The sequence below is a fragment of the Tepidiforma sp. genome (genome assembly GCF_034432735.1).
Classification (GTDB): domain Bacteria; phylum Chloroflexota; class Dehalococcoidia; order Tepidiformales; family Tepidiformaceae; genus Tepidiforma.
Genome location: NZ_DAOUBJ010000091.1, coordinates 17,628 through 38,128, shown reverse-complemented (window position 1 = coordinate 38,128; position 20,501 = coordinate 17,628). Strand labels below are relative to the sequence as shown.

The window sequence follows — 20,501 nt, the reverse complement described above, 5'->3', positions numbered from 1 at the left end:
TTGGCCGTTGGATGACGGGTGGGGGACGGCGGTATCGCGGGCAGCGGCACGGCAGACGGCGGCGATGGCCAGCGCGGTGACGATCGCGATGGGGACGATGGCCTGGGCGAGCAGCATCGTGAGGGCTCCTGCGGGCGGATGGCCCGGAGGCCGCAGGATAGAGAAAACGGCCGCCGGTGCTCAACCGGCGGCCGCTGGGGTTGCGATGCGAAGGGTAGGGATTCAGCCGATGAAGAGGGGACCGAAGACGACGGCGACGATCGACATGAGTTTGAGGAGGATGTTCATGGCGGGGCCGGCGGTGTCCTTGAAGGGGTCGCCGACGGTATCGCCGACGACGGCGGCTTTGTGGGCATCGGAGCCTTTGCCGCCGAGGTGGCCGGCTTCGATGTACTTCTTGGCGTTGTCCCAGGCGCCGCCGGCGTTGGCCATCATGAGGGCGAGGACGGAGCCGCTGGCGATGGAGCCGATGAGGAGGCCGCCGAGGGCTTCGGGGCCGATCACTGCGCCGACGAAGATGGGGACGATGACGGCGAGGAGGCCGGGGGCGATCATCTCTTTGATGGCGCCGTCGGTGGAGATGGCGACGGCGCGAGCGTAATCGGGCTTGCCGGTGCCTTCCATGATGCCGGGGATTTCGCGGAACTGGCGGCGGACTTCGTTGACCATGGCCATGGCGGCGCGGCCGACGGCGCCCATGGCGAGGGCGGAGAAGACGAAGGGCATGAGGCCGCCGATGAGGAGGCCGAGCATGGTTTCGACGTCGAGGATGTCGATGGTGTCGAGGCCGACGACCTGGGAGTAGGTGACCATGAGGGCGAGCGAGGTGAGGACGGCGGAGCCGATGGCGAAGCCTTTGCCGGTGGCGGCGGTGGTGTTGCCGAGGCTATCGAGGGCGTCGGTGCGCTCGCGGACGGATGGGTCGAGGTGGGCCTGTTCGGCGATGCCGCCGGCGTTATCGGCGACGGGGCCGTAGGCGTCGGTGGCGAGGGTGATGCCGAGTGGGGAGAGCATGCCGACGGCGGCGAGGGCGATGCCGTAGAGGCCGGCGATTTGGTAGGTTCCCCAGATGGCGACGACGATGGTGACAAGGGGGATGGCCGTCGAGAGCATGCCGAGCCCGAGGCCGCCGATGATGACGGTGGCGGGGCCAGTTTCGGCGGTTTTGGCGAGCCCCTGTGTGGGCCGGAATTCGTAGGCGGTGTAGTACTCGGTGGCGGTGCCGATGACCTGTCCGGCGACGAGCCCGATGAGGACTGCCCAGAAGAGGTCGAAGGGGAGGTCCATGACGAGGAGGAGGGCGGCGGTGCCGACGAGGACGAGCCCGCTGGCGGAGAAGATGCCAGTACGCAGGGCCCAGAGGAGGCGGCCCATGGTGGCGTTTTCGCTGGTGCGGACGAGGAAGGTGCCGATGATGGCGGAGATGATGCCGATGCCCATGATGAGGAGGGGGAGGGCGAAGGCTTTGGAGTCCCAGTTGCTGACGTCGGCGGTATCGAAGACGCCTTTGTCGGCGCCGACGACGGCGGCGGTGGTGAGGGCCATGGCGGCGACGATGGAGCCGGTGTAGGACTCGAAGAGGTCGGCCCCCATGCCGGCGACGTCGCCGACGTTGTCGCCGACGTTGTCGGCGATGGTGGCGGGGTTGCGCGGGTCGTCTTCGGGGATGCCGGCTTCGACTTTGCCGACGAGGTCGGCGCCGACGTCGGCCGCTTTGGTGTAGATGCCGCCGCCGACGCGGGCGAAGAGGGCGATGGAGGAGGCGCCGAAGGCGTAGCCGGTGAGGGGCTGGGTGTCCTGGGTGATGAGGTAGACGATGGCGAGGCCGATGACGCTGATGCCGGTGACGGTGATGCCCATGACGGCGCCGGAGTTGAAGGCGACGCGGAGCCCTGGGTTGAGGCCTTCGCGGGCCTTGGCGGCGGTGCGGACGTTGGCGCGCACGGCGATGTACATGCCGATGTAGCCGGTGAGCGCGGAGGAGATGGCGCCGAGGACGTAGGCGGCGGCGGTTCTCGGGAAGTCGGTGAGTTCGCCGTGCTGCGGACCGAAGCGGTCGAGGATGTCGTAGTCGATGAAGACGGCGAGGGCGACGGTGACGACGACGACGAAGATGGCGAGGAAGGTGTATTCGCGCCGGAGGAAGGCAGCGGCGCCTTCCTGGATGGCGCGGGCGATGGTTTTCATCGTCTCGGTGCCTTCGTCTTCGGCGAGGACGCGGCGGGCCGTCCAGGCTGCGAAGAGCAGGGCGATGACGCCTGCCCCGAGCGCCACGAGCAAGTTGTTCATTTCGTCCCCCGGTGGAGTGTGGTTCGGCGGTGCCTACGCCGGTACGCGCCGTTGGGCGAACCGGCGGAATCCTACCAACGGGCAACCTTACGGGAAATTTCCGGAGTGGAGGGGAAGTGGGAAGGGGTGCAGACTGAGGGCAGAAGAGCACGGGAGTGGTTTGCGATGCGCGAAGTGGCCGAGCTGAATGGCGATGGGATCGCGGCGGAGCTGCGCGACGCGGTTCGGGCGTTGAACGAGGCGCTGGGTTCGCCGGTGGTCTTCCGGCCGGTGGACTGGTCGCTGGAGCGGCGGGAGGCGTCTCCTTCGGCGCTGGAGGAGGGTATCGAGGCGACGCGGGAGTTGGGTGCGGCGATGAAGTATCCGACGGTGACGGAGTCGGTGAGCCCGAACCAGGTGTTGCGCGACCGGCTCGGGCTGGCGGTGATCCACCGGCCCTGCCGCAGCTATCCGGGGGTGAGTCGGAACTATTCGGGGAAGGTGGATTTGCACGTGGTCCGGATCGCGACGGGCGGCACGTACGAGGATGCGGGGATGCGCATCGGCTATTACTCGGCGGTGAGTATCCGGGTGATGGAGCGGACGCCGGTGGAACACGCGGCGCATTTTGCGTTCAGGCTGGCGGAGCAGCACCGGCAGACGGTGACGTCGACGAGCAAGTACACCATCCAGCGGGCCACGGATGGGCTGTTCGAGGAGGTGGTGGCGGAGGTGGCGACGGAGTATCGGAACGTGCGCCACACGCGGGAGTTGTTCGATGCGCTGTTGGCGAAGCTGATTCTGAACCCGGAGCGGTACGACGTGATCGTTTGTCCGAACGAGTACGGGGATTTTCTGAGCGATATGGTGTACGGGCTGGTAGGGTCGATCGGGTTGGGGGCGAGCGCTTCGTACGCGTTTTCGAAGAGCCATCAGCCGGTGATCGGGGTGTTCGACCCGGCGGGTGGGACGGCGCCGGATATTGCGGGGCAAGGGGTCGCGAATCCTTCGGGGGCGATCGAGGCCTATGGCTATCTGCTTCAGTTTTGTGGGCATGGGCCGTTGGGGCGGCAGGTGGTGGATGCGGTGCACGATACGATCGCGGCGGGCGAGACGACGCGCGATCTCGGGGGGACGTTGGGGACGAGGGGGTTCGTGGAGGCGGTGATTCGGCGGCTGGTGCCGGCCTGAGGGGCTACTCTGTGGGGGCGGGGCGGCGGGTGACGATGGCGAGGGTGAGGTCGCCGCGGGTTTTTTCGAGGATGCCCCGGACTTGGTCGGTGGTGCGGCGCAGGCCGCCGGTCATGGCGTCGGGGTAGTCGATAGTGACGAGGACGTTGTAGATGTCGTCCATGGCGGCGAGGAGTGCTTCGCAGCCATCGAAGCGGCCGGCGCGGAGGCGATCGAGGATGACCCGGCGGAGTTCGCCGACGGCTTCGCCGATGCCGTTGAGGTAGGCGGCATCTTCGACGCGGAGTTGGGCGGGATCGGGGATGGGGCCGCCGGTGCAGAGGTGGAGGGTGGTGACGGCTTCGACGTACTCTTTCTGGGCGTCGTGGAGGAAGCCAGCGTGGTAGACGTCGGCGTGGCCCTGGAGGGCATGGGTGGCGGCGTCGTGGGTGGCGCGGGCTTCGGCGATGAGGCGGCGAGCGGCCTCGAATTCGCCGCGGTGGACGGCTCGGATGGCATTGGCGCTGTTCCGGATGATGACGCGGCTAGCGGCGAGGGCTTGCTCGCGAGCGGTGTTTTTGGCGGCGAACCGTTCGAGGATGCCGGGGACGATCTGTTCGAGCGGGCCGGTGCCGGTCACAGGTCTTTGACGGGCTCGGGGAATTCGCCTTCGCGGGCGGCGTCGATCATGGTCCGGGCTTCTTCGGGGAGGTCCATGCCGTACTCTTCGAATTTTTTCTCGACCCAGGTGCCGATCTGGCGTGGGTCGCGGTAGTCGTCGGGGCCGCCACGCCCGGTGGAAGGGTCGCCGTATTTTTCGAGGATGTCCTGGCGGGTGTAGCTGCGGCCGAACTTGGACATCATGCGGGCGGTGTTGGGGCTGCCGCAGTGTTCGCAGGGGGGGCGCGCTTCGGTGTCGATCTTGCGGGTGAAGTAGTTGGTCACCTTTTTGCAGTCGGCGCAACGGAATTCGTAGATCGGCATGGTGATATTGTCGAAAGCGGCCGGCGGGCTGTCCATGGGCGGCGCCGGCGGGCGCTGGGTCAGGGGGCGGGGTCGAGGAGGTCGCGAAAGCCGGTCGGTGCGTGGGGGCCGAGGACGATGATTTCGAAGACGCCGAGTCCTTGGCGGCTTCCCGCGCGGACGCGGGAGACCTGTTGGACGTGGAGGTTTTGGAGGGGCTCTTCGGTGTCGAGCCGGTATTCGGTGCCATCGACGACGTCTTCGCCGACCCACATGCCGTGGCCCCATTTTGGGTCGCCGTAGCCGAGGCCTTTCATGAGGAAGGGGTAGAGGGGCTGGAAGGTGATTTGGAGGGGCTCGCCGGCAGGGGGGGTGAGGGTGATGGTGGCGGTCTGGAGCCAGCGGGTGCCGGATTGGAAGGTGAGGTGGTAGGCGACGTCGGCTTCGGTGATGGTGGCGTGGGGGTAGGGGGTGAGGATGGCGCCGGACTGGTGCCAGCGGCTGCCGTCGGCGTGTTCGGAGACGGTGTAGAGGGTGCAGAGGTCGGGGAAGTTGAGTGGTGCCCAGTTCCAGAAGAATTGGGGGGGCTGCTGGGGTGGGGCGCCGCGGGGGTCGCGACCGCCGACGGGGCGGATGCCCCAGGAGTGGTCGCGCGAGCCCCACCAGGTGGTGGCTTCGACGGCGTAGCTGCGGCCATCGACGGTGATGGTTCCGGACCAGGCGCCGTGCTGGGTCATCCGGGTGTAGTCCATGACGGGGACGTTGCCAGCGAGGCGGAAGAAGTGGGGTTCTTCGACGGGGAGGGAGCGGGCGGTGAAGGTGAGGTCGGCCTGGATGCCGTAGGGGTTGGGGGCGACGCTGACGCGGAGCTGGTGGAGGGGGCGGAGGATTTCGACGGCGATGGGGCCGACGGTGGTGGCCATGCGGTCGGGGCCGAGGCGGCGGGAGGCGCGCACGACGCGCTGGCGGCCATCGCTGACGATGCTGAATGCGGCGTCGGCGATGCCGAGGTTGGGGTATTGGCCCATGGCGAGGGCGAAGTAGATGTCTCCGTCGGGGCTGTAGCCGTTGAAGAAGTAGCGGTCGTAGAAGTTGCGGTCGCTGGTGGCGACGCGGTCGATGGGGTAGGGGGTTTGGTGGATGAGGTAGTCGTCGGCTGGGGTGATCGCCATGGCGGGGGCTCCGTGGGAGGGGTCGGGGCGAACATACGCGGGGGGCGATGGACGGGTCAAAGTGGTGGGGGTTCGATGCCGCGGTAGTGGTGGATGGCGCGGGTGCGGCCGGCGCTGTCGAGGTCGATGGTGAGGGCATCGAGGCGGGTGGTGTCGGGGTCGAGGCCTTCTCGTTGGCAGTAGGCGAAGGCGGCGGCGGCGAGGCGCTGGAGTTTGGCGGTTTCGAGGGATTCGGCGGCGAGGCCGGCGCTGCCCCGGCGGGTGCGCACTTCGACGAAGACGAGGGTGGTGCCATCGCGCGCGATGAGGTCGATTTCGTGGCGGCCGATGCGGAGGTTGCGGGCGAGGATGGTGTAGCCGGCGGCCTCGAGATGGTGGGCGGCGAGGCGTTCGCCGAAGGCGCCGAGGCGCTGGCGCGGGGTTACCACGGGAGGGCGTGTTGGGCGACGGGGGCGTAGCTCTTCCGGTGGACGGGGCTGGGGCCGCGCTCGGCGAGGCGCTGGCGATGCTCGGGCGTGGGGTAGCCTTTGTTGCGGCAGAAGCCGTAGCCGGGGTAACGGGCGCAGAGGTCGACCATGACGGCGTCGCGGGCGACTTTGGCGATGATCGAGGCTGCTGCGACGGCGACGGAGAGGGCATCGCCGTCGATGACCGGGCGGACGTTGGGGAGGGGCAGGTCGAGCGCGTCGCTGATGATGGCGCCGGGGCGAACGGCGAGCTGTTCGCAGGCGCGAAGCATGCAGAGGCGGCGGGCGGGGAGGATGCCGATGCGGTCGATCTCTTCGACGGTGGCCCAGCCGATGGCCCAGGGGACGTCGCGACGAATGGCGGCGGCGAGGCGCTGGCGGGCGGCTTCGGTGAGGACTTTGGAGTCGCGGACTTCGCCGTACCAGCGGTAGCGCCGGCCACGGGGGAGGGCGACGACTGCGGCGGCGACGGGGCCAGCGAGCGGACCGACGCCGACTTCATCGACACCGGCGACCCACTCGGCACCGGCCTGCCACGCCTGGCGTTCGAAGTGGAGGGAGGGCGCGGGGGTGGGGCTCGCCATGGGCGGGAGTGTACGAGAGCTCGCGGGTGGGTGGTAAGGGGGTGGGGATGGGGCTGAGCGGAGGGGGAGGGACGGCCGATGTATGTAGGCGATGGTTGGGCGTATTCGGTTGCCGCTGCGGGTTTCGCACGCGGTTCGGGTGATGTTGGCCGGGACGTTGGTGGCGAGCGTGGCGGCGGTGATGACGGCACGGCAACCTTCGGGGACGGGGGCGGAGGATGGCGGCGCGGCGGCAGGGACGGCCGCTCAGGGGGTCGGAGGTGTGGATGGTCCTCGTTCGCGCGGGGCACCGTTGGGCCTTTCGCCGACGCCCTCGCCGGCGGGGCACACGGACGAGGGTGCGGTGGATGTGCCGGCTGCCGGGGCGCTTCCGGCGGCGGAGGTGGCGCAGGCTGCGACGAGCCGGTTCCAGATGCCGCTCCGCGCTTGGAGCCGGGTGACCGACCGCTACGGGGCGACGAATCGGGGGCCAGGGCGGATCCACGGGGGGATCGACCTCGCGCTCGAGGGGCTGAGCCGTTCGCCGGTCTATGCGGCGTGTACGGGGACGGTGGTTTCGACGGAGTACTCGGCGGCCTATGGCTTTCACGTGGTGGTGGATTGCGGCGATGGGTGGACGACGCTTTACGCGCATTTGAGTGCGGTGCTGGTGGCGCGGGGGCAGGCGGTGGACAACGAGGTGGTGCTCGGCATTACGGGGAGTTCGGGTTTTTCGACGGGGGAGCATCTGCATTTCGAGATTCGTTGGCTGGATACGCCGGTGAATCCGGAGGAGTTCCTCGATTTCAAGATCCCGCCGGGCACGCCGCTTTCGGATGGTCCGCTCTGGTTCCCCGGCGGTGGCGGTGGCTCGGCTTCGGCGCCGCCCACTGCGACGTCCACGCCGACGAATACGCCGACGCCGACGAATACGCCAACGGTGACGCCGACGCCGACGATCACGCCGACGCCGACCTGGACGCCGACACCGACGCCGACGCCGCGGCCGCCAACGCGCACTCCGACGCCGTTGCCGCGTGCGTACTGAGGGGGATCGGCCGGTAGCCCTGGGCTTTGGTAGGCTGTGGGGGTGACGGAGGAACGGAAGTACGCGGAGGCGGGTGTCGATATCGCGGCGCGGAGTGCGTTCGCTCGGGGGTTGCCGGAGATTCTGGCGCGGGCGCGACGGCCGGAGGTGCTGAGCGATGCGGGGCCGTTTTCGGGGCTTTTCCGGCTCGGGAATGGGTATCGCGACCCGGTGCTCTCGGCGAGTGCCGACGGGATCGGGACGAAGGTGAAGTTGCAGCTGGCCGCGGGGAGGCTCGACCTGTGTGGGCCGGACATCCTCGGGCACAGTGTGAACGATATTTTGGTCTGCGGGGCGGAGCCGCTCTTTTTTCTGGATTACATCGCGGGCAATGGGCTGACGAACGAGCAGAAGCGGGCGCTGGTGGAGGGGGTGGCGAACGCGTGTGCGGAGGTGGGCTGCGCGCTGCTGGGTGGGGAGACGGCGGATATGCCGGATGTGTATGCGCCGGGGGAGTTCGACCTGGCGGGGTTCATCGTGGGGGTGGTGGAGCGCGACGCCATCATCGATGGATCGAAGATCGGGCCGGGGGATGTGCTGATCGGGCTTCCGAGTTCGGGGCTCCATACGAACGGGTTTTCGCTGGCGCGGCGGGCGCTCGATGTGGCGAATGGGGAGCCGGTGGAGGAGACGCGGCGGCGGCTCGAGGAGCGGCCTCCGGAGCTCGGGGGCGCGACGTTGGGGGAGGCGCTCTTGGCGACGCACCGTCCGTATGCGCGGGAGGTGCGGCCGGTGTTGGGCTGGATTCACGGGATGGCGCACATCACGGGCGGGGGCTATCGCGAGAATGTTCCGCGGGTGCTCCCGCCGGGGGTGACGGCGGTGATCGAGACGCGGGCGTGGGAGGTGCCGGCCATTTTCCGACTCATCGCGACGCGTGGGCGGGTCTCAGCGGAGGAGATGTACGAAGTGTTCAACATGGGTGTGGGGCTGGTGCTGGTGGTGGGGCCCGACGATGTGGAGGCGGTGGTGGATGCGATTCCGGGGGCGGTTCGGATCGGGGAGGTGCGCCCGTGGACGGGCCGTCCGGTGGAGCTGCGGGGGCTGGACTAGGCGCGGGGTTGGCGCGGGGTTGGCTACCAGGTAAGGAAGAGGAGTGCGAGGGCGGCGGGGACGAGCAGCCAGGCGACGGCGCCGAGGGCGATGGCGAGGGCGGCGATGAGCCGGGCATGGTCGGCAAGCTCGGCGATGAGCGAGGTGGGCTGGGCATCGTCGGGGCTGGGGGTTGTCACGGCGGCAGTGTAGCGATGCGACTGGCTTGCCAACAGGGAACGGGCTTTTCACGAGGGGTTTACGTAGGGAGCTCGCTATCGGGGATTCCCCCGATGGCGCGGGGATGGCGGCACCGAGGATGATCGATGTGCGCCCGATTTTCGGCTGGAGGCCTTGCGATGCGTGTGGTTTGTGCGTGGTGTGGCGCCGTTCGCAACGAAGGGCGGGGGCCGGTTTCGCATGGCATCTGCCAGGCGTGTGCGGCGATGTTCGAGCAGGCCTATTGGCGCGCGATGGCGGCGCGGGCGGGGCGGCGCCGGCGGCGCATTGCCTTGGCGCGTGCGGGAGCGCCCTTGCCCGGGTTCGATCTCGAGCCGCAGCGGGAGCCGTGCGCGGTGGACGTTACCAGCGCAGGCGTTGGGTAAGGGTGGAGGGCAGGTGGCGCAAGCGGACGTCGCCGAGGGTGGAAACGAACCACCAGGAGAGGACGACGACGAGGCCCCCCATGACCATGTCGAAGAAGTAGTGATTGCCGGTGACGGTGACGGACCACCACATGAGGGCGGACATGGCGATGGCGCCCGCCCGGACGAGGCGGCTGGTGGTGTTGGCCCAGATGGCCATGGAGGAGAGGAGGATCCAGCCGAAGTGGAAGCTGGGGAGGGCGGCGTAGTCGTTGACGAACGGGCCGGGCTGGAAGTAATCGACGCTGCTAGCGGGGCCGTGAACGGTATCGACGAAGCCGAAGTCGTAGCCGTGGAGGGCCATGAGGCGGGGGGGTGCGGCGGGTAGGAGCCAATAGGCGGCGATGCCGATGAGGGCGGAGACGACGAGGACGTTGCGCACGAAGCGGAAGCGGATGGGGTCTTTCCAGAGGAGCCAGAGGCCGATGGCGAGCATGACCGGGTAGTGGCCCCAGGCGTAGACCCAATTGGCGACGGCCATGGCAGGTCCGTTGTGGAGAAAGGCAGCCTGCCAATGGACTTCGAAGAAAAGGCCGAGCTGCTGTTCGAGGTGGATGAGGGCGAGGCTACGGGCGACGGCCGCGTCGACGTCGTCGGGGCGGACGCCGCGGAGGAAGAAGTAGAGGAGCATGAAGGCTGCCGTGGCGGCGGCCTCGGCGGTGACGACACCGAGGCGGCGGCCAGCGAGCCCGGGCGTTGGCGTTGCGACGGGCGGGGCTTCGGCCAGGGGCGCGGTGGGCGTGTTCACGCTGCGTTAACGCTACCGCCCGGTAAGTGGGGCGCGCAAGGGGGTGACGAGGGGCGAGGTGTGTGGAATGCGTTGGAACTGGTTGCGATGGAGTGAGCACGTTGCGGCTGGGTGCCGCATACTGTAGGTGGAAGGAAAAACGCGATGAACGCTACGGACGACCGCGAGACGACCATTCCATTGGGGCGCGATGCCGAGTTCACCGGGCTGATTCGGTGCAAACGGTGCAATCTTTCGTATTCGCCCTCGAAGTCGACGAGCGCGCTCCGCCTGACGTATTGCAGCTTCCTCTGCGAGCTGGGGGACCTGGGCTTCAGTATGCAGGGCCTGGAGCATATGGAGCGGGTGAAGAAGGGTGGCGATCGGGACGTGGAGCCGGTGCCGGCGAGCTCGGACTGATTCGGACCGGCCCAGGGTTGGATGAGCTGGTGACGACCCCGCGGAGAGCGGGGTCTTTTGTGTCGTGCGAAGGAGTTCGCTAGGCTACGGCTTCCGGGTGATGCCGGAGACTGGCTGGAGGGCACGACGATGACAGCGATCGGCCATCGGACGATTGCGACGAACGGGATCCAGATGCACATCGCGGAGGCGGGGAGCGGGCCGCTGGTGGTGCTCTGCCATGGGTGGCCGGAGTCGTGGTATTCGTGGCGGCACCAGCTGGCCGCGCTGGCGGAGGCGGGCTTCCACGCGGTGGCGCCCGACCAGCGGGGCTACGGTGGGACGACGGCGCCGGAGGGGATCGACCAGTACACGCAGCTGCATTTGGTCGGCGACATCGTGGGGCTGCTCGACGCGTTGGGCGAGGAGACGGCGGTGATCGTGGGGCACGACTGGGGCGCGCCGGTGGCGTGGAATTCGGCGCTTTTGCGGCCGGACCGGTTTCCGGCGGTGGTCGGGATGAGCGTGCCCTATACGCCGCGGGGAGATGTGCGCCCGACGGATGGGATGAAGGCAATCTACGGGGACAATTTTTTCTACATTCTCTATTTCCAGGAGCCGGGCAAGGCAGAGGCCGAGCTGGAGGCGGATGTACGAACGACGATGCGGAAGCTGCTCTACTCGGCTTCGGGGAATTTGGTGCCGCGGCCGGAGATGGCGCAGCCGCGACCGAAGACGGCGAAGTTCCTCGACAATATGGTGGACCCGGAGGAGCTGCCGCCCTGGCTTTCGGCCGAGGACCTGGATTTCTTCGTGGGCGAATTTTCGCGGACTGGCTTCCGTGGGGGGCTGAACTGGTACCGGAACATCGATCGGAACTGGGAGCTGATGGGGGCGTGGCGCAACGCGAAGGTGACGGTGCCGGCGCTCTTCATTACGGGGGAGAGGGACCCTGTGCGGGGGTTCGCGCCGGAGGCGAATATCCGCCAACACGTGCCGAACCTGAAGGACTTGGTGCTCGTGCCGGGGGCTGGGCACTGGGTGCAGCAGGAGGCGCCGCAGGCGGTGAACGAGGCGCTGATCGCGTTCTTGCGGAGCCTGTAGGTCAGCCGTAGCTGCGGGCGAGGCCGGCGCGGGCGTCGGCCTGGATGCCGTATTGGGGGATGGGGTAGCGGAGGCCGTTGGCGGCGAGGCGCTCCATGCCGGCGATGGCGCGGGGCAGGTATTTGGGGGGGAGCGCCATGAGCAGTTCGTCGTCGAGGACGCCGCCATAGCGACGCTCGGCGTAGCAAGGAATGGCCAGCGACGGTTCGCCGGTGGCGAGGGCGCGGCCCCAACTGTCGGCGCAGGCGGATTCGCCGACGACGCCCCAGGCGAACTTGCGGTAGCCGCTCCACTGGAGCCCGTTGATGAAGATGATCGCTTGGCCGGGCGTGAGGTAGACGAGGCAGATGTCGGGCGGGTCGAGCCGGCCGGTGGCGAGGGGCGATACGGCCATGGCGCGGTAGCGGCCGAAGGGGACGACATCCATGGCGGCTTGGTGCGCGGCGGCGTCTTCCGGTGTTTCGAACCAGACGCCGGCCATGCGGCGGCCCGAACGCCACTCCTCGTCCTGTGGGTGGAGGCCGATGACGGCGCCGCATTGGGCTCCGACGAGGTCGTCGGCGGTGATGCCGACGGTCCAGCCGAGGCGGGCGGCCTGGGCGACGATTTGGTCGGTGGTGTGGATGGCGGTAGGGCGGCGGATGCGCGGGATGGCCGCCATCTCTTCGACGCTCTCGAAGAGCTTCATGCCGATGGGTGGGGTGCGGAGGCGTAGGAGCCGTTCGAGCGCGGCGACGAGGGCGGGCCAGTCGTAGTGTTCGGGTTCTTCGGGGTGGACGCTTTCAGGTGCGATGAGCGACACGGAGGGACCTCCGACGAGGGGTGGCGTCCATGGTAGCGGGGTTGGCAGCGTGTCGGTGGGCGACTAGGTGGTCGGGGCTTGGAGCTCGGCGGCAAGGGCGGCGATGAGTTCGCGGAGGAAGACGTCAGCCGCCGGGGTGAGCGGCTGAAAGCGCAGGTGCCAGATGAAGCGGTCGGGTCCTGTCGGGCGGGCCCGGACGAGGGTGACGGTGAGCGGCGCGGGGAGGCCGGACCACTCGAGGGCGAGGGCGGCGGCGGCCTCGGGCGGAGCGGCCACGGTTTCGATGGCGCAGCCGCCGAGCGAGACATCGACGACGGTGGCGGGGTACCGGTGGGGCGGGGCGGCGACGTCGGCAGCGATGCTGACGGGGTAGCGTTCGAAGGCGCGCCGGTCGAAGGGGCGCCAGGGGCTCTGGCGGGTGAAGACGGCCTGGCCGGGCCGGGCCTCGCGGAAGCGGGCGAGGGCGGCGACGGTTTGGCCTCGCTCGCCGACGGAGATGATGACGTCGTCGCCGGGTTGCCAGGGGGCGTGGGGGACGGCGAGGATGATGGCGAAGAGGCGGTCGGAGAGGAGGGTGCCGAGGCCGCCAGCGGCTTCGCCCCGGGGAATGACGGTGGCGGGTGCGCCGACTACCGGGCTGCCGATTGGGCCGATGTCGTCGTCCACCCCGGGATCTTCGGCTTTCCGGTCAGTCGCCTTGAGCGGGCGGGCTCGCGGTGGTGGGTGAGGCTGCGAGGGCGGCGAGGGCGGCTGTGAGGGAGGTGAACTTTACGCGTGGGCGGCCTTCGCGGGCGCCGGCTTCCCGTTCGAGCTCGTCGATGCGCTGCCAATCGGCGCAGGTGAGGTAGCGGACGCCCCGGGCCTGGAGGAGGGCTGGGATGGCCGCCGGGCAAGGGTCGACGGGGGCGGGGAGCCGTCCGCCGGCGGCGTCTTCGAGGAGGCAGTGGACGGTTTCGGCCGCGTCTGGCTTGTTGGTGCCGATGACGCCGGTGGGGCCGCGCTTGAGCCAACCGGTGACGTAAAGCCCAGGAAGCGGCCTGCCGGCGGGGTCGGCGATGCGTCCTGCGGTGTTGGGGACGATGCCGAGGCGGTCGTCGAAGGGGAGGCCGGGCAGGGGGCGCCCGCGATAGCCGACGCTGCGGAGGACGAGGCCGGCTGGCAGGGTTTCTTCGTCGCCGGTGAGCTCGGCGGCAAGGCCGCCGGCGGGGGTCGGGACGAGGCGGGTCCGGGCGCAGCGGACTGCCGCGACGGTGCCGCTCGCGCCGGGGAGCAGTTCGAGCGGGGCAAGGCAGAAGCGGAGGTGGATGATGCGGGGACGGGACGGGACGGGGTTGGCGGCGATCTCTTGGATGAGTTGCACCTTGCGGGCGAGGGTGCGGTCGGGGGAGCGCTCGACGAGGGCGGCGCTGAGCGAATCGAGCTCGGCTTCTTCGGGCCGGATCTGGAGGGCCGCGCCTTGGAGCATGGTGAGCTCTTTGAGCTCTGGGGTGGTGAAGGCGGCCTGGGCGGGGCCGCGCCGGCCGAGGACGTGGATCTCGCGGATGCGGCTAGCCTCGAGCGCTTCGATGGCGTAGTCCGGCATGTCGGTGCGGCGCAGCTCGTCGGGCGTGAGGGCGAGGATGCGAGCGACGTCGATGGCGACGTTGCCCATGCCGACGACGACGGCGGCCTCGGCTTGGAGATCGATCTGGAGCGTGCAGAAGTCGGGGTGGCCGTTGTACCAGGCGACGAAGGCGGTGGCGGGGAGGGAGCCGGGCAGGTTTTCTCCGGGGATGCCCATGTGGCGGTCGGATTGGGCTCCGGCGGCGAAGACGATGGCATGGTAGTGGCTGCGGAGGTCGTCGAGGGTGATGTCGCGCCCGTAGTCGACGTTGGCGAACAGGCGGACGCGGGGGTCGTGGAGGAGGGGTTCGAAGGTGCGGGTGACGCCTTTGATTTTCTGGTGGTCGGGGGCGACGCCGGCGCGGACGAGTCCGTAGGGGGTGAAGAGCCGTTCGAAGATATCGATGGAGGGCTGGATATCGGGCTCGGCGAGGAGGTGTTCGACCGCGTACATGCCGGCGGGGCCGGAGCCGATGACGGCGAGGCGAAGGGTGCCGGGCGGGCTCATCGGCCCACCCCGTACTGGTCGATTTCGGCTTCGAGGCGGATTTCGAGGGTTTCGAGGCGGCCGGCGAGGCTTCGCAGGAGCGCCTGGGCGAGGTCGCCGGTGGTGACGAGGCCGACGAGACGTCCGTCGGCGACGACGGGGAGGTGGCGGAAGTGGCCGGCGGTCATGGCGGCCAGGACGGGTTCGACGTCGTCGTCGGGGGCGCCGCAGATGACGTCGGCAGTCATCAGTGCGGCGACGGGCATTTCGTGGACGGGGAGGCCGGCGGCGATGGCTCGCACGATGTCGCGCTCGGAGACGATGCCAGCGACGCCACCGGCGGGGTTGGTGGCCACGAGGGCGCCGATGTTCCGTGCGGCGAGCGTGCGGATGGCATCGGCGGCGGGGGCATCGGCGGGGATGGTGGCGACGGCCGAGCCTTTGGTGGCGAGGACTTCTGCGAGCTTCATGGGGGCGGCCTCCGGCCGGGGCGATTGGTGATGGATGCAGGAGAGCACAGCCAGCAATCCCTCGGCAATCGGGGATCTCCCCACGGCGTCAGTGTCGCGCTTGCGGGCGGGGAGGGGGAGGGCCCGGTGGGCCCGCGCATGTGCGGTCGGATGGCTACAATTCGCCCGACCGGGCGGGCACCGCTCGGGAAGGAGGGGACTTCGATGGACCGCTGGACGCCGGCGTGGGAGATCGCGGAGCGGGTGCGCAGGGGCGAGTGGCGGGCGTTGGAAGTGACGGAACGAGCGCTGGCCCGCATCCGTGAGCTGAATCCGGCGCTGAATGCCTTCATTCAGGTGGACGAGGCGGGTGCTTTGGCGCAGGCTCAGTCGATCGACCGCCGGGTGGCCGCCGGGGAGGATCCCGGGCCACTGGCGGGGGTGCCGTTGGGGGTGAAGGATCTCGAGCCAGCGAAGGGGTTGCTGTTCACGCTCGGGTCGCGGGCGTTCGCGGGGCAGGTGGCGGAGGAGGATTCGGTGCAGGTGGCGCGGCTCCGGGCGGCTGGTGCGATCGTGGTGGGCAAGACGAACACGCCGGAGTTCGGCTACAAGGGGTTCACGGAGAATCGGCTGTGGGGCCCGACACGGAACCCGTGGAATCCGGAGCGGACGCCCGGAGGATCGAGCGGGGGATCGAGCGCGGCGGTGGCGGCGGGGATGGTGCCGCTGGCGACGGCTGGCGACGGCGGTGGGTCGATCCGCATTCCGGCGGCGATGACGGGGTGCTACGGGATCAAGCCGACGGCCCACCGGGTCCCGCGGGCGGGGGCGCACGCGCCGACGTGGGGGTATTTTTCGACGTTGGGGCCGATGGCCCGCACGGTCCGGGACGCGGCGCGATACCTGGACGTGGCCTCGGGGCCACACCCGGACGATCCGGAGGTGCTCGACGGTCGGACGGCGTTCGAGGCGGCGGTGCTCGGGCCGGCGCCGCGGCTCCGGCGGGTGGCCTGGAGCGCGGACCTGGGATACGCGGCGGTCGATCCGGAGGTCGCGCGGGTGGCGCGTGCGGCTGCGGAGCGGTTGGCGGCGGCGGTCGGGGCGGAGCTGGAGGAGGCCGCACCGGGGTTCGGCGACCCGTTGGATGCGTGGATGACGATCGCGGCGGCGGGCGATACGTATTTGGTCGAGACGATGACGGAGGAGCAGCGGGGGCTGTTGGAGCCGGGTTTCCGTCGGTTCGCCGAGGTGGGGCGCCAGTTCACGGCGTTGGATGTGGCTCGGGCGCTGGAGGAGCGCCACCAGGTGAATCGGTCGATGACGCGGTTTTTCGAGCGGTACGACCTGTTGCTGACGCCGACGACGGCGGCGACGGCGTTCGCGGCGGAGGGGCCGCCGCCGTCGGTGATCGGTGGGAGGGAGGTCGGGCCGGCGGGATTCATCCCGTTTACCTATCCGTTCAATTTTCTGGGGCTACCGGCGGCGTCGCTTCCGGCGGGGCTGGCGCAGGATGGCCTGCCGGTCGGGCTGCAGGCGGTGGCGCCGCGCTTCGCCGATGCGCTGCTCCTCGGGGTGAGCGCGGCGTACGAGGCGGCCAGTCCGTGGCGGTACCCGGGGCAAGAGTAGGGCGATTTCGGGCCGATGGGGGAGCTCGGCGACGTCCGATGGGGCTGACCGTTGTTCATCGGGTTCTGCCACCATGGGCGGGAATTCTCGTTGGAGGTGAGCGACCATGGGCAGACTGGATGGCAAGGTGGCGATCGTGACGGGCGCGGGCTCGGGCATCGGCAAGGCGGCGGCGAAGCTGTTCGCGGCGGAAGGTGCGAAGGTGGTGTGCGCCGACGTGAGCGGTGCGGAGGCGGCGACGGCGATGGAAATCGGCCCTGCGCAGGCGGCGGCGATGACGGTCGACGTTTCGAAGGCGGCGGATGTGCGGGGGATGATGGAGCGGACGAAGGCGCTCTATGGCCGGCTCGACGTGTTGTTCAACAACGCGGGTATCGAAGGGGCGCAGGCGCTGACGCCGGATTACGAGGAGGCGGAGTTCGACCGCGTGCTGGCGATCAACGCGAAGGGGGTGTTCCTCGGGATGAAGTATGGCATCCCGCTGATGCTGGAGACGGGCGGCGGGTCGATCATCAATACGGCGTCGGTGGCGGGGCTCGTGGGCTTTCCGAATATCATCGGGTACACGGCCTCGAAAGGGGCGGTGGTGCAGATGACGAAGACGGCGGCGCTGGAATTCGCGCCGCAGGGCATCCGGGTGAATGCGATCTGTCCGGGTGTGATCCTGACGCCGATGGTGGAGCGGTTCGCTGGTGCGTCGGAGGAGGCGCAGGCGCAGCTGGCGCAGCTGGAGCCGGTGGGAAGGCTGGGGAGGCCGGAGGAGGTGGCGGCGCTGGCGCTCTTTCTTGCGAGCGACGAGTCGTCGTTCGTAACGGGGGCGGCCTTGCCGGTGGACGGGGGGTTCGTGGCGCGCTGAGGTGGCGGAGCTGGCCGGGTACTTAGCACTCGATTTGTTACACTGCTAATCGATGGCGACCGGTCAGCGTGACTACTACGAGGTGCTCGGCGTGCCGCGCACGGCGGACCAGGCGGAGATCAAGCGGGCCTTCCGGAAGCTGGCGATGGAATACCACCCGGACCGGAACCCGGCGCCGGATGCTGCCGAGCGGTTCAAGGAGATCAACCAGGCGTACGAGGTGTTGGGCGACGAGCAGAAGCGGGCGATGTACGACCGCTTCGGGCACGCGGGGGTGGAGGGCGGCGCAGGTGCCGCCGGTTTCGATGGGTTCGCCCATTTCGAGGGGTTCGGCGATATCTTCGATGCGTTTTTCGGCGGTGCGGCCCGGCGCGGGCGGCGGCGCGGTCCACAGCGCGGGAGCGACCTCCGCTACAACCTGCGCCTCACGTTCGAGGAGGCGGTCTTCGGCTGCGAGAAGGAGATCGAGTATCAGCGCCTGGAGCGGTGTGCCGTCTGCGGCGGGAGCGGTTCGGAGCCGGGGACGAGCCCGGTCGTCTGCCCGGAGTGCAACGGTGTGGGGGAGATCCGGCGGGCGCAGCAGAGCTTCTTCGGGCAGTTCGTGAACGTGATGACCTGTCCGCGGTGCCAGGGCGAGGGGCGAGTGGTGACGAACCCTTGTGTGGCCTGCCGGGGGAGCGGGCGCACGCGGGAGACGCGGCGGATCGTGGTGAAAGTGCCGGCAGGCGCGGACGACGGGGTGCAGATTCGCCTCTCCGGCGAGGGAGAGGCGGGGCCACGGGGCGGCGAGCCGGGCAATCTCTATGTGGTGCTCAGCGTGGCGCCGAGCGAGCGCTTCGAGCGGGTGGGCGACCACATCGTGCTCGATTTGCCGGTGAATATCGCCCAGGCAGCGCTCGGGGCAGAGGTGACGATCCCGACGCTGGATGGGGAGATGCAGTTCGAAATCCCGGCTGGAACGCAAAGCGGCGAGGAGTTCGTGATCCGGGGGAAGGGGGTGCCGCGGCTGCAGGGGACGGGCCGGGGGGATATGGTCGTTCGGGTGACGGTGGTGGTGCCGGAGAGTCTGACCGACCAGCAGCGGAAGCTGCTCGAGGAGCTGGCGGAAACGATGGGGACGCCGACGCTGCCGAAGCGGCACAAGGGCTTTTTCGAGCGGCTCCGCGATGCGATGGCGGGCTGAGGCGGAGCGGACGTGACGCACCTCTGGTTCGAAATCACGGCGAAGACGCCACCGGGGCTCGTCGACGAGGTGGCCGACTTGGTGCGGGCGGTTTCGCCCGGTGGGATCGCCATCGAGGAGCCGGTCGATATCCTCGGGCCGGAGCAGGGATTTCGCGTGCGGGGCGGCGAGCCCGTGGCGATTCGTTGCTATCTGCCCTCCTCGGAGCTCGGCGCGGTGCTGGTGGACGATCTCCGCCGGGCGATGGAGGCCTACCCATCGGTCGAGCTGAGCGCACGGCCGATTTTCGAGCAGGACTGGGCGGTGTCGTGGCGGGAGTTCTTCGGGGTGGTGGAGACGGGCGGCAGGGTGGTGGTGGTGCCCTCGTGGGTGGAACACGAGGCGGCTCCGGGGCAGATCGTGATCCGGCTCGATCCGGGGCAGGCCTTCGGGACGGGGCACCACGAGACGACGCGGCTCTGTCTGGGGATGCTGGACGAGGTGGTGCGGCCGGGGATGCGAGTGCTCGACGTGGGCACGGGCTCAGGCATCTTGGCGATTGCCGCGGTGAAGCTGGGGGCGGCGGAGGTGGACGCGATCGACATCGACCCGGTGGCGGCGGAGGTGGCTATCCACAACTGCGCGGTGAATGGCGTCGACGGGCGGGTGCGGGTCCGGGCCGGGCGGCTGGAGCCGGAGGAGGTGGGGGCGCCGTACGACCTGGTGGTTTCGAACATCAGCCCCGAGGCGAACATCGGCCTGGTGCCGGCCTTCGAACGGGCGGTCCGCCCAGGGAGCAGCCTGCTGCTCTCCGGGGTGTTGGAGCCGGATGTCGGGCGGGTGGTCGCGGCCTGCGCTGGGGCGGGGTTCGTGGAGGTGGCGACGCGGCTCGAGCGTGACTGGGCAGCGATATTGCTTCGGCGGGCGGGCTGAGGTGGTGGACAGGGGCGACGGGTGGTTCGAGAATCCGGGCGGGATGGTGGGTTCGAATCGGCGGGGCGTGCAACGATGAACGGGCGCGGTGGCTCGCCCGGTGCGCGGCTCCGCGCGCTGCTCGCCGAGGGGCTGGTGGTGGCGCCGTTCGTGTTCGACGCGCTGCAGGCGCGGCTGGCGGTGGCAGCGGGCTTTCGTGCGGTGTACATGAGCGGGTTCGGGACGGCTGCTTCGTGGGGGCTCCCCGACCGGGGGCTCATCGGCCTGGGCGAGATGGCGGCGAATGCCGCACGGATCGCGGAAGCGGTGGATGTGCCGGTCATCGCGGACGCCGATACGGGCTATGGGAACGAGATGAACGTGGCGCGAACGGTGGCGCGGTACGAGCGGGCGGGGGTGGCAGCGCTCCATCTGGAGGACCAGGAGTGGCCGAAGCGGTGTGGCTTCCTGGAGGGGAAGCGGGTAATCCCGACGGAGGAGATGGAGCTGAAGGTGCGAGCGGCGGTGGCTGCCCGGCAGGACCCGGCGACGGTCATCATCGCGCGGACGGATGCGCTGGCGCCGCTGGGGCGGGCAGCGGCGGCGGAGCGGGCGAGGCGGTATGCGGCAGCAGGGGCGGACTTGATTTTTCTCGATGGGCTGAAGGATCGGGAGACGATCGCGTGGGCAGCGGAGGAGCTCGGAGGGCTACCGCTCGTGTTGAATACGTGGCTGGTGACGCCGGAGGAGGCGGCGGCGTTGGGGTTTCGGCTCTACCTTCACCTCGGCGTGATGCTTCGCCATTTCGAGGACTTCCGGGCGGCGCTGCGCGAGCTGCGGGAAACGGGGCGGGTGCGGCTCGGTGAGGATGCGGGGGTCGAGTGGGTGACGGAGTTGCTGGACGAGGGCACGGCCGGATGACGCGGACGGATAGGGCAGTTTCCGTTCGTCTACCGTTTAGGGGTGGAACCTGATACGTTCGGCTTACCCCGCAGGGGGCACGACGGCC

Annotated in this window: 22 protein-coding genes; 10 read left to right on the top strand and 12 right to left on the bottom strand. The window is 69.4% G+C overall.

Going from position 1 to position 20,501, the window contains the following annotated elements:
* Positions 1-222: 222 nt before the first annotated feature.
* A complete protein-coding gene (locus tag VAE53_RS08810; protein ID WP_322819007.1) occupies positions 223-2,289 on the bottom strand; it encodes a sodium-translocating pyrophosphatase in 2,067 nt (688 codons plus the stop codon).
* A gap of 165 nt (positions 2,290-2,454) precedes the next feature.
* Between VAE53_RS08810 and VAE53_RS08805 the strand changes: the two genes are divergently transcribed.
* Positions 2,455-3,459 (top strand): isocitrate/isopropylmalate family dehydrogenase, encoded by a 1,005-nt coding sequence (locus VAE53_RS08805; RefSeq protein ID WP_322819006.1) that lies wholly within the window; start codon positions 2,455-2,457, stop codon positions 3,457-3,459.
* 4 nt (positions 3,460-3,463) lie between these two features.
* On the opposite strand, the gene VAE53_RS08800 is transcribed toward VAE53_RS08805, so the two are convergent.
* The 5 genes from VAE53_RS08800 to VAE53_RS08780 are packed head-to-tail and all read right to left on the bottom strand — an operon-like array spanning position 3,464 to position 6,624.
* On the bottom strand, positions 3,464-4,078 hold the full coding sequence (locus tag VAE53_RS08800; protein WP_322819005.1) for a hypothetical protein: 615 nt from the start codon (positions 4,076-4,078) through the stop codon (positions 3,464-3,466).
* Positions 4,075-4,422 (bottom strand): zinc ribbon domain-containing protein, encoded by a 348-nt coding sequence (locus VAE53_RS08795; protein ID WP_322819004.1) that lies wholly within the window; start codon positions 4,420-4,422, stop codon positions 4,075-4,077. The genes VAE53_RS08800 and VAE53_RS08795 overlap by 4 nt, the downstream gene beginning before the upstream one ends.
* A gap of 59 nt (positions 4,423-4,481) precedes the next feature.
* Positions 4,482-5,573, bottom strand: coding sequence for a hypothetical protein (locus VAE53_RS08790; RefSeq protein WP_322819003.1), 1,092 nt, complete (start codon positions 5,571-5,573; stop codon positions 4,482-4,484).
* Between the two features lie 56 nt (positions 5,574-5,629).
* On the bottom strand, positions 5,630-6,001 hold the full coding sequence (locus VAE53_RS08785; RefSeq protein WP_322819002.1) for a YraN family protein: 372 nt from the start codon (positions 5,999-6,001) through the stop codon (positions 5,630-5,632).
* Positions 5,995-6,624 (bottom strand): ribonuclease HII, encoded by a 630-nt coding sequence (locus VAE53_RS08780; protein WP_322819001.1) that lies wholly within the window; start codon positions 6,622-6,624, stop codon positions 5,995-5,997. Before VAE53_RS08780 ends, VAE53_RS08785 begins: the two co-directional genes overlap by 7 nt.
* A 91-nt stretch (positions 6,625-6,715) precedes the next feature.
* On the opposite strand from VAE53_RS08780, the gene VAE53_RS08775 reads away from it, so the two are divergent.
* The gene (locus VAE53_RS08775) at positions 6,716-7,651 is read left to right on the top strand and encodes a M23 family metallopeptidase (protein ID WP_322819000.1); all 936 of its coding nucleotides are present in this window, start codon (positions 6,716-6,718) and stop codon (positions 7,649-7,651) included.
* A 42-nt stretch (positions 7,652-7,693) separates the two neighbouring features.
* On the top strand, positions 7,694-8,743 hold the full coding sequence (gene purM / locus VAE53_RS08770; protein ID WP_322818999.1) for a phosphoribosylformylglycinamidine cyclo-ligase: 1,050 nt from the start codon (positions 7,694-7,696) through the stop codon (positions 8,741-8,743).
* Between the two features lie 23 nt (positions 8,744-8,766).
* On the opposite strand, the gene VAE53_RS08765 is transcribed toward purM, so the two are convergent.
* Positions 8,767-8,922: a hypothetical protein gene (locus VAE53_RS08765; RefSeq protein ID WP_322818998.1), complete on the bottom strand. Its 156-nt coding sequence runs from the start codon at positions 8,920-8,922 to the stop codon at positions 8,767-8,769.
* 382 nt (positions 8,923-9,304) lie between these two features.
* The gene (locus VAE53_RS08760) at positions 9,305-10,114 is read right to left on the bottom strand and encodes a phosphatase PAP2 family protein (RefSeq protein WP_322818997.1); all 810 of its coding nucleotides are present in this window, start codon (positions 10,112-10,114) and stop codon (positions 9,305-9,307) included.
* Between the two features lie 144 nt (positions 10,115-10,258).
* On the opposite strand from VAE53_RS08760, the gene VAE53_RS08755 reads away from it, so the two are divergent.
* Entirely contained in the window at positions 10,259-10,513 is a 255-nt protein-coding gene (locus tag VAE53_RS08755) for a hypothetical protein (protein ID WP_322818996.1), read from the top strand.
* Between the two features lie 129 nt (positions 10,514-10,642).
* Complete coding sequence (locus VAE53_RS08750) at positions 10,643-11,596, top strand: alpha/beta hydrolase (protein ID WP_322818995.1); 954 nt, start codon at positions 10,643-10,645, stop codon at positions 11,594-11,596.
* A 1-nt stretch (position 11,597) separates the two neighbouring features.
* Here VAE53_RS08750 and VAE53_RS08745 read toward each other — a convergent pair whose 3' ends face one another.
* The 4 genes from VAE53_RS08745 to VAE53_RS08730 form a co-directional block, all read right to left on the bottom strand.
* Complete coding sequence (locus VAE53_RS08745; RefSeq protein ID WP_369294043.1) at positions 11,598-12,389, bottom strand: DUF169 domain-containing protein; 792 nt, start codon at positions 12,387-12,389, stop codon at positions 11,598-11,600.
* Positions 12,390-12,461: 72 nt separating this feature from the next.
* Positions 12,462-13,064, bottom strand: coding sequence for a PilZ domain-containing protein (locus tag VAE53_RS08740; protein ID WP_322818993.1), 603 nt, complete (start codon positions 13,062-13,064; stop codon positions 12,462-12,464).
* Positions 13,065-13,086: 22 nt separating this feature from the next.
* Positions 13,087-14,508, bottom strand: a complete 1,422-nt coding sequence (locus VAE53_RS08735) for an FAD-dependent oxidoreductase (RefSeq protein WP_322818992.1) — start codon at positions 14,506-14,508, stop codon at positions 13,087-13,089.
* Positions 14,505-14,957, bottom strand: a complete 453-nt coding sequence (locus VAE53_RS08730; protein ID WP_322818991.1) for a CBS domain-containing protein — start codon at positions 14,955-14,957, stop codon at positions 14,505-14,507. Before VAE53_RS08730 ends, VAE53_RS08735 begins: the two co-directional genes overlap by 4 nt.
* A gap of 204 nt (positions 14,958-15,161) precedes the next feature.
* On the opposite strand from VAE53_RS08730, the gene VAE53_RS08725 reads away from it, so the two are divergent.
* From VAE53_RS08725 to VAE53_RS08705, 5 genes are all read left to right on the top strand, one after another.
* Positions 15,162-16,562, top strand: a complete 1,401-nt coding sequence (locus tag VAE53_RS08725) for an amidase family protein (RefSeq protein WP_322818990.1) — start codon at positions 15,162-15,164, stop codon at positions 16,560-16,562.
* A gap of 106 nt (positions 16,563-16,668) precedes the next feature.
* Positions 16,669-17,418, top strand: a complete 750-nt coding sequence (locus VAE53_RS08720) for a glucose 1-dehydrogenase (RefSeq protein WP_322818989.1) — start codon at positions 16,669-16,671, stop codon at positions 17,416-17,418.
* A 52-nt stretch (positions 17,419-17,470) separates the two neighbouring features.
* Positions 17,471-18,601 (top strand): molecular chaperone DnaJ, encoded by a 1,131-nt coding sequence (gene dnaJ / locus VAE53_RS08715; RefSeq protein WP_322818988.1) that lies wholly within the window; start codon positions 17,471-17,473, stop codon positions 18,599-18,601.
* Between the two features lie 12 nt (positions 18,602-18,613).
* The gene (locus tag VAE53_RS08710; RefSeq protein ID WP_322818987.1) at positions 18,614-19,513 is read left to right on the top strand and encodes a 50S ribosomal protein L11 methyltransferase; all 900 of its coding nucleotides are present in this window, start codon (positions 18,614-18,616) and stop codon (positions 19,511-19,513) included.
* Positions 19,514-19,588: 75 nt separating this feature from the next.
* Entirely contained in the window at positions 19,589-20,413 is an 825-nt protein-coding gene (locus tag VAE53_RS08705; protein ID WP_322818986.1) for an isocitrate lyase/PEP mutase family protein, read from the top strand.
* Positions 20,414-20,501: the final 88 nt, after the last annotated feature.

Bases quoted from the DNA above. Each gene is read 5' to 3' on its own strand.
- VAE53_RS08810 (WP_322819007.1), bottom strand. From the start codon at position 2,289: ATGAACAACTTGCTCGTGGCGCTCGGGGCAGGCGTCATCGCCCTGCTC.
- VAE53_RS08805 (WP_322819006.1), top strand. From the start codon at position 2,455: ATGCGCGAAGTGGCCGAGCTGAATGGCGATGGGATCGCGGCGGAGCTG.
- VAE53_RS08795 (WP_322819004.1), bottom strand. From the start codon at position 4,422: ATGCCGATCTACGAATTCCGTTGCGCCGACTGCAAAAAGGTGACCAAC.
- VAE53_RS08790 (WP_322819003.1), bottom strand. From the start codon at position 5,573: ATGGCGATCACCCCAGCCGACGACTACCTCATCCACCAAACCCCCTAC.
- VAE53_RS08780 (WP_322819001.1), bottom strand. From the start codon at position 6,624: ATGGCGAGCCCCACCCCCGCGCCCTCCCTCCACTTCGAACGCCAGGCG.
- VAE53_RS08775 (WP_322819000.1), top strand. From the start codon at position 6,716: ATGGTTGGGCGTATTCGGTTGCCGCTGCGGGTTTCGCACGCGGTTCGG.
- VAE53_RS08755 (WP_322818996.1), top strand. From the start codon at position 10,259: ATGAACGCTACGGACGACCGCGAGACGACCATTCCATTGGGGCGCGAT.
- VAE53_RS08750 (WP_322818995.1), top strand. From the start codon at position 10,643: ATGACAGCGATCGGCCATCGGACGATTGCGACGAACGGGATCCAGATG.
- VAE53_RS08735 (WP_322818992.1), bottom strand. From the start codon at position 14,508: ATGAGCCCGCCCGGCACCCTTCGCCTCGCCGTCATCGGCTCCGGCCCC.
- VAE53_RS08730 (WP_322818991.1), bottom strand. From the start codon at position 14,957: ATGAAGCTCGCAGAAGTCCTCGCCACCAAAGGCTCGGCCGTCGCCACC.
- VAE53_RS08725 (WP_322818990.1), top strand. From the start codon at position 15,162: ATGGACCGCTGGACGCCGGCGTGGGAGATCGCGGAGCGGGTGCGCAGG.
- VAE53_RS08720 (WP_322818989.1), top strand. From the start codon at position 16,669: ATGGGCAGACTGGATGGCAAGGTGGCGATCGTGACGGGCGCGGGCTCG.
- dnaJ (WP_322818988.1), top strand. From the start codon at position 17,471: ATGGCGACCGGTCAGCGTGACTACTACGAGGTGCTCGGCGTGCCGCGC.
- VAE53_RS08705 (WP_322818986.1), top strand. From the start codon at position 19,589: ATGAACGGGCGCGGTGGCTCGCCCGGTGCGCGGCTCCGCGCGCTGCTC.